This window comes from Pseudomonas sp. LARHCG127, from assembly GCF_052871455.1.
On the sequence record NZ_JBIXJT010000017.1, the window covers coordinates 33,355 to 49,138 of the forward strand.

At 62.9% G+C, this 15,784-nt stretch carries 14 protein-coding genes; 1 reads left to right on the top strand and 13 read right to left on the bottom strand.

Annotated features, from left to right (window positions below):
* Nucleotides 1–141: 141 nt before the first annotated feature.
* Nucleotides 142–1,407 carry an urea ABC transporter substrate-binding protein gene (gene urtA / locus ACIPQ1_RS24310; protein WP_025211599.1) on the bottom strand — a complete coding sequence of 422 codons (1,266 nt, stop codon included), beginning with the start codon at nt 1,405–1,407 and terminating at the stop codon, nt 142–144.
* A 271-nt stretch (nt 1,408–1,678) separates the two neighbouring features.
* Here urtA and ACIPQ1_RS24315 point away from each other — a divergent pair, with 271 nt between their 5' ends.
* A complete protein-coding gene (locus ACIPQ1_RS24315; protein ID WP_446534917.1) occupies nt 1,679–3,214 on the top strand; it encodes a class I SAM-dependent methyltransferase in 1,536 nt (511 codons plus the stop codon).
* Here the strand turns inward: ACIPQ1_RS24315 and ACIPQ1_RS24320 are convergent.
* The 12 genes from ACIPQ1_RS24320 to cbiE form a co-directional block, all read right to left on the bottom strand.
* Nucleotides 3,189–4,199 carry a FecCD family ABC transporter permease gene (locus ACIPQ1_RS24320; RefSeq protein WP_446534918.1) on the bottom strand — a complete coding sequence of 337 codons (1,011 nt, stop codon included), beginning with the start codon at nt 4,197–4,199 and terminating at the stop codon, nt 3,189–3,191. The two genes, ACIPQ1_RS24315 and ACIPQ1_RS24320, sit on opposite strands and share 26 nt — an antisense overlap.
* The gene (locus ACIPQ1_RS24325; RefSeq protein ID WP_411386380.1) at nt 4,196–5,143 is read right to left on the bottom strand and encodes an ABC transporter substrate-binding protein; all 948 of its coding nucleotides are present in this window, start codon (nt 5,141–5,143) and stop codon (nt 4,196–4,198) included. Before ACIPQ1_RS24325 ends, ACIPQ1_RS24320 begins: the two co-directional genes overlap by 4 nt.
* Entirely contained in the window at nt 5,140–5,928 is a 789-nt protein-coding gene (locus ACIPQ1_RS24330; protein ID WP_446534919.1) for an ABC transporter ATP-binding protein, read from the bottom strand. Before ACIPQ1_RS24330 ends, ACIPQ1_RS24325 begins: the two co-directional genes overlap by 4 nt.
* A 202-nt stretch (nt 5,929–6,130) precedes the next feature.
* On the bottom strand, nt 6,131–7,510 hold the full coding sequence (locus ACIPQ1_RS24335) for a PepSY-associated TM helix domain-containing protein (RefSeq protein ID WP_446534920.1): 1,380 nt from the start codon (nt 7,508–7,510) through the stop codon (nt 6,131–6,133).
* A gap of 211 nt (nt 7,511–7,721) precedes the next feature.
* The gene (locus ACIPQ1_RS24340) at nt 7,722–9,848 is read right to left on the bottom strand and encodes a TonB-dependent copper receptor (RefSeq protein WP_446534921.1); all 2,127 of its coding nucleotides are present in this window, start codon (nt 9,846–9,848) and stop codon (nt 7,722–7,724) included.
* A gap of 84 nt (nt 9,849–9,932) precedes the next feature.
* The gene (locus ACIPQ1_RS24345; RefSeq protein ID WP_250964121.1) at nt 9,933–10,328 is read right to left on the bottom strand and encodes a DUF2946 domain-containing protein; all 396 of its coding nucleotides are present in this window, start codon (nt 10,326–10,328) and stop codon (nt 9,933–9,935) included.
* A gap of 58 nt (nt 10,329–10,386) precedes the next feature.
* Entirely contained in the window at nt 10,387–10,866 is a 480-nt protein-coding gene (locus ACIPQ1_RS24350; protein ID WP_446534922.1) for a copper chaperone PCu(A)C, read from the bottom strand.
* Between the two features lie 45 nt (nt 10,867–10,911).
* Nucleotides 10,912–11,310 carry a DUF2946 domain-containing protein gene (locus ACIPQ1_RS24355; RefSeq protein ID WP_446534923.1) on the bottom strand — a complete coding sequence of 133 codons (399 nt, stop codon included), beginning with the start codon at nt 11,308–11,310 and terminating at the stop codon, nt 10,912–10,914.
* A gap of 293 nt (nt 11,311–11,603) precedes the next feature.
* On the bottom strand, nt 11,604–11,879 hold the full coding sequence (locus tag ACIPQ1_RS24360) for a helix-turn-helix domain-containing transcriptional regulator (RefSeq protein ID WP_446534924.1): 276 nt from the start codon (nt 11,877–11,879) through the stop codon (nt 11,604–11,606).
* A gap of 437 nt (nt 11,880–12,316) precedes the next feature.
* Entirely contained in the window at nt 12,317–13,039 is a 723-nt protein-coding gene (locus ACIPQ1_RS24365) for a cobalt-precorrin-6A reductase (RefSeq protein WP_446534951.1), read from the bottom strand.
* An 11-nt stretch (nt 13,040–13,050) separates the two neighbouring features.
* Nucleotides 13,051–14,148 (bottom strand): cobalt-precorrin-5B (C(1))-methyltransferase, encoded by a 1,098-nt coding sequence (locus tag ACIPQ1_RS24370; protein WP_446534925.1) that lies wholly within the window; start codon nt 14,146–14,148, stop codon nt 13,051–13,053.
* On the bottom strand, nt 14,141–15,352 hold the full coding sequence (gene cbiE / locus ACIPQ1_RS24375) for a precorrin-6y C5,15-methyltransferase (decarboxylating) subunit CbiE (RefSeq protein ID WP_446534926.1): 1,212 nt from the start codon (nt 15,350–15,352) through the stop codon (nt 14,141–14,143). Before cbiE ends, ACIPQ1_RS24370 begins: the two co-directional genes overlap by 8 nt.
* Nucleotides 15,353–15,784: the final 432 nt, after the last annotated feature.

Consider the following 15,784-nt stretch of genomic DNA (forward strand, 5'->3'; position numbering starts at 1 on the left):
GGGCGCGCGTGGGCCCCCCCCCCCCCCCCCCCACCCCCACCCCCCCCCCCCCCCCCCCCCCCCCCCCCCCCCCCCCCCCCCGCTCCCACAAGGGAGTTGTGTCGGACCTGAGCGTCATGCTCAAGCCCGACACCCATGGGCTCAGTTGCTCTTCACCGCGTAGTCAGGCTTCTTGTCGTTGCCGGCGATGAAGGGGCTCCACGGTTGCGCGCGGATCGGCCCTTCGGTCTGCCAGACCACGTTGAACTGACCGTCGGCCTGGATCTCGCCGATCATCACCGGCTTGTGCAGGTGGTGGTTGGTCTTGTCCATGGTCAGGGTGTAGCCCGACGGTGCGGCGAAGGTCTGGCCGGCCAGGGCTTCGCGGACCTTGTCGACATCGGTGGACTTGGCTTTCTCTACTGCTTGCGCCCACATGTGGATGCCGACGTAGGTGGCCTCCATCGGGTCGTTGGTTACCGCTTTGTCGGCGCCCGGCAGGTTCTTGGCCTTGGCGTAGGCTTTCCAGGAATCGACGAATTTCTTGTTCGCCGGGTTATCCACGGACTCGAAGTAATTCCATGCCGCCAGGTTGCCCACCAGTGGTTTGGTGTCGATGCCGCGCAGTTCTTCTTCGCCCACCGAGAACGCCACGACCGGTACGTCGGTGGCCTTCAGGCCCTGGTTCGCCAGTTCTTTGTAGAACGGCACGTTGGAGTCGCCGTTCACGGTGGAGATGACCGCGGTCTTGCCACCGGCCGAGAATTTCTTGATGTTGGCCACGATGGTCTGGTAGTCGCTGTGGCCGAACGGGGTGTAGACCTCTTCGATGTCCTTGTCTGCCACGCCTTTGGAATGCAGGAACGAACGCAGGATCTTGTTGGTGGTGCGCGGGTAGACGTAGTCGGTGCCCAGCAGGAAATAACGCTTGGCGCTGCCGCCTTCTTCGCTCATCAGGTATTCCACCGCCGGAATCGCCTGCTGGTTTGGCGCCGCGCCGGTGTAGAACACGTTGGGCGACATCTCTTCGCCTTCGTATTGCACCGGGTAGAACAGCAGGCCATTGAGTTCTTCGAATACCGGCAACACGGATTTACGCGACACCGAGGTCCAGCAGCCGAACACCACGGCGACCTTGTCCTGGGTCAGCAACTGCCGGCCCTTTTCGGCGAACAGCGGCCAGTTCGACGCCGGGTCCACGACCACCGCTTCGAGCTTCTTGCCGTTCACACCACCCTTGGCGTTGATCTCGTCGATGGTCATCAACGCCATGTCCTTGAGGGACGTCTCGGAGATCGCCATGGTGCCGGACAGCGAATGCAAGATGCCGACCTTGATGGTCTCGGCGGCCTGGACGGTCCAGGCCATGCCCATCGCGGCAATACTTGCCGAGAGTGTAAAAGCCTTGATCAAGCTACGACGCTTCATTGTGCGATCTCCATGGACTTATGAGTTTTAGGTGGCAGATGCAAACGCTGAAGGCGCTTTTGCAAGGGATGTGCCCGGTCGGGCAAAGAGCTTTGAAATGCGGGGTTGGCGGCGGGAGAGGAAACGACAATGCACCATCAACGACCACCTCGCGGACGCTGGTGCAATACGGCGCTCCGCATTGGGGCGTGGATGTGGGCCAATTCAAGGTGAGATTTTCGACCGCCCGACTATGCTGACTCTTCTGCCATTCTGAACAGGGGAAATCCGTTTGAATGATTCTGGCGCTGCGAGCAGTTTTCTTCTCGACGAGACGGCGGTTTTTGACGTATTGCCTGGCGTTAAACCGGCCGAGCACCCGAAATGGATGCATGTGACGCATTTGAGAGAAGGTAGGTATTCGCTGATTCTCACCGCTGGAGAGCACCTTCGAAGCAGTGAGCTGCAGGTGTTTGCTGATACAACCTTGCACGTACGTTTTTCGGCGGCTCTACCCAGCATCAGTTCGGATGGGCTCACCTGCTCAGTTGTTTTTTTCGATGATCAAGCTCAAGCCGAATTTCAACTTGGAACGTTTCATGTTGGCGGAGGCTATACCGCGTCGGAATGGAGGACGGTGGATTTGGATCTGGCTTGGTTGGTGGGCAAGCGTGGCCGTCTCCTGGTGGCATGTGGGCCTGGGGCGAAGAACGATCCAACGGCAGATTGGCTGGCGATAGCTGACCTGTGCATAGCCAGAGAGTGGGAAATGAAAGCGCTTCTGGCGAAAACCCATCAACCCATGCGCATGAAAAACGAGATCGCACACTTCAGCAGCGTCTACCGGAATGAGTTCTATGCAAACGTCCAGGAGCGACAAAGTGAAGCTGCGATGGGCGTTGCGCGCACGGTTCGCCAACTCAATGGACCGGCTCATACGAAAGGGCCTGGTGCGCCGGCTGACATGGTCATTTTGGAGCCGTTTGAAGGAGAGGCCGCCTACTCTTATGCGACGCGCCTGCTGAGGGCGAACGTCCCGCAAATGCCGCCTGATTTTCAAGCGAGGCTACGCCGGAAAGTCACGGACCACGGGACGATAAAGGTCTTGTCAATCTGCAGTGGAGCCGCGCGGATAGAGGCCGGTTTGTCAGCGGCTGTTCCCGAAGGCGTGGAATGGTCGTTGCTGGATATCAATGAAGATCTGCTTCAAATCGCGGCCAAGCAGTTTCCGCCAGGGATCCAGCTCGATTTGATCGTGGCGGATGCGAATAACCTGGTGCCGACCGGTGAACAGTGGGATGTCATTATCTGTGTATCGGCATTGCATCATTTGGTAGAACTGGAAAAAGTCATGGGCTTTATCTCCCGTAGTTTGAAAAATGATGGGGAGTTCTGGAGTGTGGGAGAGGCGGTGGGACGTAATGGCAATCGCTTGTGGCCCGACGCAATAATTGCCGCTGACGCCGCATTCTCTACCTTGCCGGCGCGCTACCGACTCAATGCCGACACTCAGGTTGTCGATGCTGTCATTCCGGATAAGGACCATTCGATTGGGTGTTTCGAGGGGATTCGAAGCGAGGAAATTACCGGGCTCCTTGAGCGTTGGCTGAAGCCGGTAGACGTTTACCGCACCAACTGCTTCCTCTGGCGGATGGTGAATCTTGCCTACAGCGGGAATTTCAATCTTGAACAAGCTGAAGACCGGGCCTTAGTGATTGAACTGGTGCGAGCGGAGCTCGAGCATTTTCGCAATGGAGGCCTTGGGACCGAACTCTTCGGCGTCTACAAAAAGAAGCATCTTTTCAGCGACGGCGCATCAGACCGATAAAGAACAGTCCGCCGATAGCGGCTGTAGCGACCCCAATCGGCAAGTCCTCGGGGGCGATCAACGTGCGGGCCGCCACGTCCACCCACACCAGGAACAGGCTGCCGAGCAGTACGCAAGCCGGCAGCAGCCGCCGATGCTCGGCGCCCACCAGGCGCCGGGCAATGTGCGGCACCATTAGCCCGACAAAACCAATCGAGCCGCTGATGGACACCAGTACGCCGGTCATCAGCGACGCGATCAGGAAAATCCACAACCGCACCTTCGCCGCGTTCAGGCCGAGGGTCACGGCGGTCTGTTCGCCGGCCATCAGCGCGTTCAACGGCCGGGCCATGCCCAGCAGCAACACCAGTCCCAGCAGCACACTGGCGGCCGGCGCGGCTAGCAGTTCCCAACGGGCCAGGCCCAGGCCGCCGAGCATCCAGAACATCACCGCCGAACTGGCACGATGATCGCCGAGGAACAACAGCAGGTTGGCCGCCGCCATCATCACGAAGGACACTGCCACACCACACAGCAACAGCCGATCACTCTCCAGCCGGCCTTGGCGGGCAGCGATGGCCAGCACCAGCAACATGCTCAGCAATGCGCCGATGAACGCGGCCAGCGGCAGGGTCAGCAGGCCAATGATTTCACCGACATGCAACACAACGATCACCGCCCCCAAGGTCGCACCGGAGGTGACACCCAACAGGTGCGGATCGGCCAGCGGGTTGCGCGTCACCGCTTGGAGTACCGCGCCGATCAGCGCCAGCCCGGCACCGACCAGGGCACCGAGCAGCAGGCGCGGGACGCGGATCAGCCAGACGATATGTTCCTGGCCGGGCGTCCAATAGACCTCGCCCACACCGAAGGCCTTGTGCAGCAGCAGGTCCCAGACCACGGCCACCGGCACCCGCGCCGGCCCAAAGCCCAGGGACACCAGGCACGACACCAGCAGCAGCGCGCCGAGGACCATCAGCAGGGCGGCGTAGCGACGATTATTCATTGGTCGTGGAAACCCCGTGCCAGGGTTTGCACCGCCAGCACGTTATCGATGCCCGGCGTGGCTTGCACATAGGGGATCACGATGAAGCGCCGGTGCTTGATGGCATCCACCGATTGCAGGGCCGGGTTATCCAGCAGGAATTGTTGCTTCTGCTCGGCGCTGACTTCGCCGTAGTCGACGATCACGATCACCTGCGGGTTGCGCTCCACCACGTTCTCCCAGTTCACCCGGGTCCAACTGGTTTCCACGTCATCGAGGATGTTGCGTCCGCCGGCGGCGTCAATCAACGCCTGGGGCATGCCGAGACGGCCGGAGGTCATGGCACGGTCTTCGCCGCTGTCGTACAGGAACACTCGCGGCCGCTGGGCGGGCAGGTGCTTGCGCGTTTCGGCCACCTGGGCCTGCATCGTCGCGATCAGCGCATTGGCGCGATCCTGCACATCGAAGATTTTCCCGAGGTTGCGCAGGTCGTTGTAGGTGTCCTCCAGGGAGGCCGCCGGGCGTTTCATCACGAAGGCGCAGGATTCGGTCAGTTCGTAGACGTTGATGCCCAGCGGTTGCAAGGTCTGCGGCGTCAGGTCGCCGCCCACGCGCATGCCGTAGTCCCAGCCCGCGAAGAAAAAATCGACGTTGGCATCGAGCAGGGTTTCCACCGAGGGATATTTGGCGGCCAGTTCCGGCAGGCCATCAAGGATCCTAGCCATCTCGGGCGTCACCGATTTCCAACCGCTGATACCGCTGTAGCCAACCATGCGAGGCTTGAGCCCCAGGGCGAGCATCATCTGCGTCATGTTGATGTCATGGCTGACCGCGTGGCGAGGTGCCTCGTTGAACACCACCTGGCGGTTGCAGCTCTGGATTGTCAACGGGTAGCGAGTAGCTTCGGCCAGGGCATGGACGCTGCCCAGCAGGAGGGGCAGCAACAGCAGGAAACGCAAGGTCATGGTTGGGTTATCCAGGTGATTCGTGGGTAGCCGGACAGCGGGTGCTCATCCACCAGGGCTTCGACGCCGAACACCTCGCGCAACAGCTCTGCCGTGAGGACGTCCTTGGGCGTGCCGCTGGCGACGATGCGCCCGTGTTCGATCACGTACAGGCGATCACAAAAGGCGGCGGCCAGGTTCAAATCGTGGAGGCTGGCGAGGGTGCCGATGCCCAGGCCCTTGATCAGTTGCAGCAGTTGCAATTGATAGTGCGGGTCGAGGTGGTTGGTCGGCTCGTCGAGGATCAGCAACTGCGGTTGCTGGGCCAGGGCACGGGCGAGGATCACCCGTTGTTTTTCCCCTCCCGACAGCGTGGCGAAAGCGTGGTCGCCAAAGCCTTCGAGCCCTGCCGATGCCAATGCCTGGAGCACCAGCCGGCGGTCTTCGTGATTGTCGCTGTCGAACAGCCCTTTGTGGGGCGTGCGACCCATGGCGACCACTTCCTCCACCGTCAGGCCGAAGGCGTCGGGAAACTCTTGCAGCACCACCGCGATGCGTTGGGCACACCAGCGTGAGGACTGCTTCCAGAGGTTGTGATGTTCGAGTTTGACCTCGCCATGTTCTGGTCGGCTGAAGCGATAGGCGCAGCGCAACAGGCTGGTCTTGCCGCTGCCGTTGGGCCCGATCAACCCGACAAACTCCCCGGCCGCCACCTGCAGGGTGGCATCACGCAGCTGGAACTGGTGATGGCAGTGGCCATGGCCCAGGGGTGTCCAGGCGAGGTGGGAGAGGGTTAGGGAGGTCATGCGGTTACTCAAGTCATTGGCTCGACACCTCAGTCCCCTGTGGGAGCGAGCTTGCTCGCGATAGCGGTGTGTCAGTCGATAGAGATGTGACTGACCGACTGCAATCGCGAGCAAGCTCGCTCCCACAAGGGATGGTGTTCACCGTTTGGAAGGCGGGCACGATTGTAGAGGGTTCGCGCCACCTTCCGTTAACGCACTGTCTTCAGTTTGAAGATGAGGCAATCTCAGGCTGGCGATTCAACCGCGTGACGAGCCGGTCCAGCAACCACACCACCACCAGCGAAGCCCCCACCAACGGGAACACCAGCGCCAGGGCCAGCATGATGAACACCCCGGTTTTCCAAGTCGGCAGGTCGTGGCGCAACGGTGGCACGCCGAACTTGCCCTGGGGCCGGCGCTTCCACCAAATCACCAGGCCACTCACCGCGCTGAGCAGGATCATCAGGCAAACCAGCAGCACGAGGATCTGGTTCACCGGGCCGAACATCTTGCCTTCGTGCAGCATTACGCCGGTCTCGGTGGCGCGGGCCACGATGCCGTAATGCTCCCAGCGCACATCGGCCAGGACCTTGCCGGTGTATTGGTCCACGTGCAGGGTCGCGTCGTTGCGCGGGTCATCGGCGAACACGGCGATGGTGAACACGCCCGAGGCGGTCGTTGGGAATGTGATGCTGTAGCCGGGTTCGACCTGGCGCTCGGTGGCGATATCCTGCACCGCTTGCAGGCTGACGGTCGGGGCGGCAGGGCCTTCGTGCATGCCACCGTGGGCCATGTGCTCGGCATGGTCGCCAGACATTGGCATCGGCGTGTTTTCCATGGCCCACGGCACGGTCTGGCGATGGGCGTTGTTGAGGCTGCCGGCCTCGACGTCGGACTTTGGCACGTCATTCCACATCGCCGCCGGGAAGCGGTTCCAGAGGTCGGCGTATTGCTTGCCCCAGAAGCCGGTCCAGGTCATGCCGCTGAGCAGCATCACCAGCAGGAACGCCGCGCCCCAGAAACCGACGACAACGTGCAGGTCACGCCAGAACACCCGACCGCGCGCGCTCCAGCGCGGCCACAGCACACCCGCCGATGATTGCCCGCGCGGCCACCACAGGTAGAGGCCGGAGACCACCAGCACCACGCCCCAGCCGGCGGCCATTTCCACCAGTCGGTCGCCGACGGTGCCGATCAGCAACTCGCCGTGGATCGCCCGGGCCATGGCTTGCAGATTGTCTTTCGCATCCTGCTCGCCGAGGACATCGCCGTGGTACGGGTCGATGAACACATTCAACTCCCGGCCCTTGTCGATCACCACGAACTGCGCGCTGCGCTCGGCGTTGACCGGTGGCAGGTACTGCTTGACCTGGCCTTCGGGGTAGGCCTGGCGGACCTGCTTGAGCAGGTCGTCCGCCGCCAGGGTGTGATGCCCGGCCGGCACGTTCAGCAGGCTGCCGTACATCAGGGGATCGAGTTGCGGCTTGAACAGGTAAATGATCCCGGTCAGGGCCAGCATCACCATGAACGGCGCCACGAACAGCCCGGCATAGAAATGCCAGCGCCAGGCCAGGTTGTAGAAATTCGGTTTCGGTTGGCTCATTGCAAAGCACTCCGCAGGGCAAATGGGTTGTTATGTTTTTAGCGGTTGCCAGGCAACCGATAAGCAGGGAGCCTTAAACACAGACCCCGTGGCGAGGGAGCTTGCTCCCGCTGGACTGCGCAGCAGTCCCTGGCTTTTTGCGGTTGCTACGCAACCGAGCGGGAGCAAGCTCCCTCGCCACAAGGTCAGGTGTCAGGCTCTGCCTGTGTTGTCAGAAACTCATATCCACCTTCGTCCAAAGCGTGCGCCCCGGTTCGTTGATGGCCTGCGGATCGCTCGCCGGGTAGCCGAACCCGGCGTTGCCGGCCAGGTTCAAGTGCTCGGCGTAGGCTTTGCCGAACAGGTTGTCGACGCCGCTGCTGACCTTCCAGTGCTGGTTGATGCGGTAGGCGCCGTTGAGGGAGAAGACCCCGAACCCCGAGCTTTTGCCGTAGTCCTTGCCCACCACGTTGCCCTTGTTTTCATCGACCCGGTGCTGCGCGGCCACCACCCGCCACAAGGCTCCGGCGCTCCAGCGGTCTTCGCTGTAGGTCAGGCCCAGGCGTGCGTCCAGCGGCGGCATCTGCGCCAGGGCGCTGCCGTCGCTGCTGTTCTTGCCCCAGGCGTAGGCCAGGGTGGCGTCGGCTTTCCAGCGCTCGGTGAGCTTGTAGGCCGCGCCCAGTTCACCGCCCATGATCCGTGCGTCAATGTTCTCGGCCCGGGAAGTGGTGCCCATCATTCCGGGGGTGTAGTCGAACAGGATGTAGTCGCGCACCTGCCCGACGTAACCCGACGCCCAGGCTTCGAGGGTTTCGGTCTTGTACTGCAGGCCGAAGTCGAGCTGAGTAGTTTTCTCCGGCTTGATCGCGTCGAAAGCATTCAGCGAGCCGCTCGGGCCGGCGTTTGGCGAGAACAGCTCCCAGTAATCCGGAAAGCGTTGCGCGTGACCGATGCCTGCGTAGAGGGTGGCAGGGCTGTCGTCCAGGTCGTGCTCGTAGCGGACGAAACCGCTGGGCAGCGTGTCGGCGCGGGTGTCATCGGCAGTAGGATTGGGACGGGCCGACATACCGGAACCGATGCTCTGGCGGTAATCCTTGGCCGAGGCGCGGTCGAGCCGGGCGCCGGTGATCACTCGGTCGCGGTCGGCGGCGTACCAGGTCAGTTCGCCAAACGCCCCGTAGTTGTGGAAGTCGGCGTCCTTGGTGTACGGCAGGTCCTTGTAGGTGTCCACGCCCATGCTGCTGCGTTGGCGATGCTCGTTGGTCTGGGCGTCCAGGCCGCTGATCAATTGCACATCGGCCCAGCGCCAGGTGGCCTTGATGCGGGCGCCGAGGGTGCGACGGTCGACGTTGGAAGCCATGGGCCCGGCCATCATCCCGGTGCCGGACGGCGTGCGCAGCGTGTAGTTGTCCATCACGTGGTCGGCGTAGTTGTAGTAGACCTGGGCTTCGACTTTATCCAACACGTCACCGATGTTCGAACGCTCGAAACGCAGCCCGAGGCTTTCGCGCTTGAACTGCGAGCCGTCCATGCCGCGCCCGGCGTAGCGCGCTTCACCGTCCCCCTTGCCGGCCGTCAGCTCCAGCAGGGTATCGGCGTCCGGCGTCCAGCCGAGGGTGACGTCACCATTCCATTTGTCATAGCGCGACGGCACGGTGTCGTTGTTGCCGTCGCGGTAATCGTCCGAATGGGCGGTGTTGCCGATCACCCGCACATAACCCAGCGGCCCACCGGCGGCGGCATCCACTACCTTGTCGAAACGGCCGTTGGAGCCGGCCAGCACGCTGGCATTGACCCGGGTGCCCAGCTCGCCGAACTGCTCCGGCTCGCGCTCGAACAGCACGGTCCCGGCCGATGCGCCGGGGCCCCAGAGCACGGTTTGCGGGCCTTTGATGGCGGTGAGCTTGTCGTAGGTTTCCGGCGAGATATAGGACGTCGGCGCGTCCATCCGGCCCGGGCAAGCACCCAGCAGCATGCTGCCGTTGGTGAGGATGTTCAGCCGCGAACCGAACATGCCACGCAACACCGGGTCGCCATTGGTGCCGCCGTTGCGCACCAGGGCGAAGCCGGGAATGGTCTTGAGGTAATCGCCGCCATCGCTGGCCGGCACCGGTTGGCGCGGGTCCTTGGGGTTGGTGACGACGGTCAGGGGCGAGCTGGGGGCGATGGCGGTGATGACCGTCGGGCTCAGTTCTTCGACCGGATGGTCGTGATGCTCGTGCTCATCGGCCAGCGCGAGTGGAGCGAGCAGCAGGCCGCACAGGGCGGCGACGGTGTGGCGCGAACGAACCCGTGGCTCGTTCAGGGGGCAGCGAACCTGGGCAGAGCCCAACGCGGTGCCAGCAGAAAACCTGGACATGATGATTCCATCGAACAGACGTAGACGACACGGTCGGGCAGCCTGGGGCTGTCTTGTATGACCGGTTGAGGTAAGTGTCGGGAGCTACGCTGCGAAGGGTGGTGCGCGGGTGCGGGCACCCGGGAAGAACGCCGACCGGGCATGGCCCAGGCGTGGGGAAGAACGGGGGTAGGTGTTGGTGTGGGGTGTGTCGAAGGCCGCGAAGGTGTGGCCGCCGGGCAGCGCGGGGCAATTGAACAGCAGGCTGCAATAACCGCACTTTTCCCACAACGCGTGGTGCTCGCTCTGGGGCGGGCAATGTTCGGCTGCCGGCGCTTCATGCGCCGTCATGTCCATGCCCATCTCCATGTCCATACTCATGGACACAGGCATGGACGAAGGCATGCGCTGATCCATCGGCATCGACTGGGAAACCAGCGGACCGATAAAGATCATCAGCATGGCGAACAAGCTGATCCAGCTGCCGCGGGTCAGGCTCATGGGCTGACGGCGGTGCGTGGACAGGCTGGCGCGACGAGGTTGCATGGGCGGCTACGTCTTACTGGCCGTGCTTATGCGACTTGTTGCCGTCGGGTGCTTTTTTCTGCACCGCGACATCAACCGTGACATCCCCGGCTTTTTCGAAATGCAGGGTCATGGGGAAGCGTTTGCCGTCGCTGAGCAGGCTGCGGTCTTTCAGGTCCAGCAGCATCACGTGATACGCCATCGGCGCGAAGGTGACGGTCGCACCGGGGGCGATATTCACGATGGGCACCGGTTGCATTTTCATCAGGTCGTTTTGCATCACATGCTCATGGAGCTCGGCCTTGCCGGCGATGGGCGAGTCGACGCTGAGCAGTTTGTCCGCGGTCGTGCCGCTGTTGTGGATGACGAAATACGCAGCCACGGTCGGCGCGTTGGGGGGCAACTCCTGGGACCACGGATGAGCGATCTCAAGCTCGCCCGCCTTGTATTGGTGAGCTTGGGCGAAGCCGACAGGAAGCAGTAGGGCGGCCAGCAGGATAAGTTTGTTCAACATGGCAAATCTCCGGAACGATTCAGGACGCAGGTGTGTGCGGAGGAATCAGGCCAGAGGCGAGGCGCGAGGGTTCAGGCTGGGCCATTGCTGGCGCGGGGTAGGGCTGTCGAGTTCCGAATGGATGGCGGCACGATGGGCCAGTTGAGCATCCAGATACAACTGCGGCGCATGCCCGGCAAGCGCTACCAATGGCGCCGGACCTGAGCAGCACCAGCAATGTTGCATGGTCGAATGATTGTCCTGTTGCGGCGCGCCCTGTTTGAACGTGCCCAGGGAAATCGCCACCATCTTCGTGCCGCTGGAGGAACAGAAACTGCCCCACAGCACTTGCTCGGCTGGCGAATTGGCGGTCGCACCCCCGCTGTTGGAAAGCGGCATGGCAAGCATGTTGAACAGCACTGCGAAGCAGGCGATCCAGGCAAATGCAAGCCGTTGTCGGGACATGGGGCAATCCGCTCGGTTGGGCGATCAGGTGGCGGTATTTAGCCTGATCGGGGGGCAGAAGTAAAAAGGCCACGTGCGGTGTAGGGTCGCAGGGCTGGGGTTAACAGTAGCAACAGATCTTCGAGTGAGTGCTTTTGTGGCGAGGGAGCTTGCTCCCGCTGGGCCGGGCTGGCGCTCCAGCGCGAAGCGGCCCTAAAACCGGACATTGCAGTGTTTCAGGAACATAGCGTTCATTTCCTTGGGGCCGCTGCGCAGCCCAGCGGGAGCAAGCTCCCTCGCCACGGCATTATTGATCATTTGATATCCAGTCGTTCCCGATCTGCGCCGGTATAAGCCTGTGCTATATCGTTTGCCCGGGCGATATCGTTGAGGGCCGCTCGGATCAAGACGCCGTCACCCTTATCTTCTTCCAGGCAAGCATCAAGATAAGCCAACTTTTCCTCTGCCGTTTGGAGATAGCTGGCAGCATCGAAACGTGTGAAGGCTTCATCCCGCAGAATTTGGGCGAACGCTGGATCGCTTTTGGCGCGTTCCGCAATCATATGTTTGTAGTTTCGTGTAAGAGCCATTTATTCACCTGTGGGACCAGAGAACATGCATGGTTTTTGTGGCGAGGGAGCTTGCTCCCGCTGGGGCGCGGAGCGGCCCTAAAACCGGACATTGCGGTGTGTCAGGAATATCGCGTCCGCTTTTTTGGGGCTGCTGCGCAGCCCAGCGGGAGCAAGCTCCCTCGCCACAGGGCGGCGGCTGTGCGCAGGTTAGTCGACCGGGGAGTCCAGCATTACCGGCGCGCCCGAAGGCGCCCTGCGCACAACCACCATCAAGTGCAGGGATGAAATACCTGACTGACGAAGCTTGTGAACCCGCTGAAAACCTCGGGCGACTAAACCCGATCACTGAAGGGCAGTGACGGGAATCAAGTTACCGAGGGCCTCCAAGGCGCACAAGCCGGCGGATTCTGGCGTAGTTCCGACAGGACAGGCTTGTAGGACGGTGCAGATTTCTGTCAGACCAACTGCCGCAGCCCCTGCAACACCTCATCCACCGTCCCAAACTCCCGATCCACCCCCGCCAGCACCGGCCGCTTCAACACCAACACCGGCACCCCCCGCTCCCGCGCCACCTCCAGCTTCGGTTCAGTCGCCGTGCTACCGCTGTTCTTGCTCACAAGCACATCGATCCGCCGTTGTTCGAACAGCTCACGCTCGCCCTCGATATGAAAAGGACCACGGGCCCCAATCACTTCGCAGCGCTCGTTACCGGGGTAAACCTCCAGCGCCCGCAGGGTCCAGAATTGCTCTGGCGGGATTTCATCCAGGTGTTGCAGCGGCTCGCGCCCGAGGGTGAACAGGGGTCGGTGGAAGGGTTGCAGGGCCTGGATCAGTTCGCTCCAGTCGGCCACTTCGCGCCAGTCATCGCCGGCCAGGGGTTGCCAGGCCGGGCGGCGCAGGGCCCAGCAGGGGATGGCGCAGGCACGGGCTGCGTGGGCGGCGTTGTGGCTGATCTGGGCGGCGTAGGGGTGGGTGGCGTCCAGCAGCAGGTCGATGCCCTCGGCGCGGATGAAGTGCGCCAGCCCTTCGGCGCCGCCGTAGCCGCCGACGCGCACCTGGCAGGTCAGGTCAGTGGGAACGCGGCCGATGCCGGCCAGGCTGTAGATGTGCTGGGGGCCGAGGGTGCGGGCGATGGCCAGGGCTTCGGTGATGCCACCGAGCAGCAGGATGCGTTTCATTTCAAGGCTCTTCATGACAAGGCTCCCGCATGGCCGACGATCCCACCCTGGCGGTCGATGGCGAAGACTTCGACCTGGACCTGGGCCGGTACCACGCTACGGGCGAAGGCCAGCGCGTGTTCGCACACCGCGTCACCGAGGGCGATGCCGGCGGCGCTGGCCATCGCCAGGGCCTGTTGGCTGGTGTTGGCTTCTCGAATGCCTTGCTGCAACACCTCATCGGCACCGATGGCAGCCGCCCATTCGGCCAGTTGCGGCAGGTCGATGCTCGAATGACGGCTGTGCAGGTCCATGTGGCCGGCGGCGAGTTTGCTGATCTTGCCGAAACCGCCGCAGAGGCTGAGTTTTTCCACCGGCACCTTGCGCACATGCTTGAGCACGGCGCCGACGAAGTCGCCCATTTCGATCAGGGCGATTTCCGGCAGGTTGTAGACCCGGCGCATGGTGTCTTCGCTGGCATTGCCGGTGCAGGCGGCGATGTGCAGGTAGCCGTTGGTTTTCGCCACGTCGATGCCCTGGTGGATCGAGGCAATGTAGGCCGCGCAAGAGAACGGCCGGACGATGCCGCTGGTGCCAAGGATCGACAGGCCGCCGAGGATGCCCAATCGCGGGTTCATGGTTTTCAACGCCAGGGCTTCGCCGCCCTCGACATTGACCGTGACTTCGAAACCGCCGGCATAACCGCATTCTTCGGCCAAGCGACCCAGGTGATCGTTGATCATTTTGCGTGGCACCGGATTGATCGCTGGCTCACCGACGCCCAGCACCAACCCGGGGCGCGTCACCGTGCCCACGCCGCGACCGGCGATGAAGCACACGCCGGGTTCGGCGATCAAGCGCACCTGGGAAAACAACAGGGCACCGTGGGTCACGTCCGGGTCGTCGCCGGCGTCCTTGATCGTCCCGGCCTCGGCACCTTGGTCGGTCAACCGGCAGAACTCCAGGCGCATCTGCACCTGCTTACCCTTGGGCAGCACGATCTCCACCGCGTCGGCTTCGGTGCCGCGCAGCAGCAAGCGGGCCGCCGCCAGGCTGGTAGCGGTGGCGCAACTGCCGGTGGTCAGGCCGCTGCGCAGGGGGGCGGGTTGTTCGGCGGTTTCGTCACGCATCGAGAGGTTTCGTCAGGTCCAGCAAGGTGATCGGCAAGGCCTGGCGCCAGGTGTCGAACTCGCCCAAGGGCTGGGCCTGGGCGATGTGGATGCGGGTCAGTTCACCGCCGTGACGTTCGCGCCAGTGCATCAAGGTCATTTCGCTTTGCAGGGTCACGGCATTGGCGACCAGCCGACCGCCGGGTTTGAGTTGGGCCCAGCAGGCGTCGAGCACGCCTTCGCGGGTGACGCCGCCACCGATGAACACCGCGTCCGGACGTTCGAGGTTTTCCAGCGCCTGCGGGGCGCTGCCGCGAATCAGTTGCAGGCCCGGCACGCCGAGGGTGTCGCGGTTGCGTTCGATCAAGCCTTGCCGGCCTTCATCGGCCTCGATGGCCAGGGCCCGGCAGCTGGGGTGGGAGCGCATCCATTCGATGCCGATGGAGCCGCTGCCGGCACCGACATCCCAGAGCAGCTCACCAGGTGTTGGGGCGAGACGGGCGAGGGTAATGGCGCGAACGTCGCGTTTGGTCAACTGGCCGTCATGCTCGAACGCGGTGTCCTGCAAGCCGGCCAGGCGTGACAGGCGCGGTGTTGATGGTTCGGCCCGGCATTCGATGGCGATCAGGTTCAGGTCGGCGACGGTGGCGTCGGACCACTGTGTCGCAGTGCTTTCGATCCGTCGTTCTGCCGTGCCGCCCAAATGTTCCAGCACCGTCATGGCGCTTGGGCCGAATCCCCGCTCGCGCAGCAAGCTCGCCACGGCGGCGGGGCTGTGGCGATCGTTGCTCAGCAGCAGCAGCCTGACGCCTGTGGATAAATGCCCATTGAGCGCCGCCAGGGGCCGCGCCACCAGCGACAGCGTGACCACTTCCTGCAATGGCCAGCCCATGCGCGCCGCGGCCAGTGAACAGGAGGAGGGCGCGGGGATGACCAGCATCTGGTCGCTCGGTACCTGTTTCGCCAGGCTGGCGCCCACGCCATAGAACATCGGATCGCCGCTGGCCAGCACGCACACCGGTTCGCCCTGCCGAGCGAGCAGCGGTTCCAGGGAAAACGGGCTGGGCCACAGCTCCCGCTCGCCGCGGATACACAGGGGTAACAGTTCCAACTGGCGAGGGCTGCCCAAGATCCGCGATGCTCGCAGCAAGGCATGGCGAGCCGTTCGGCCCAGGCCCTTGAAGCCGTCTTCACCGATGCCCACTACGGTCAGCCAGGGGGTCATCTCTGTTCCTCGAATAGTTGGGTTGATCGACAGGCGTGTTGCCGCCGCGAACCGGGCCGCCATCATACCGCGCCCCGGCGGATCAGGCGCCTGGCGCAACATCATTGTCACCGCCAGACCGCTATCGCGAGCAAGCTCGCTCCCTCAGGGGATTTGGGGTTGAGCGCAGAATTTGTGAACACCCCGATCCAAACTGTGGGAGCGAGCCTGCTCGCGATGGCGGTGGTCCATCCAACATCATTTTTTCAGACAGACCGCCTTCGCGAGCAAGCTCGCTCCCACAGGGGATTTGGGGTTGAACGCAGAATTTGTGAACACCCCGATCCAAAACTGTGGGAGCGAGCTTGCTCGCGATGGCGGCGGTCCATCCAACATCACTTTTTCAGACAGACCGCTATCGCGAGCAAGCTCGCTCCCACAGGGGATTTGGGG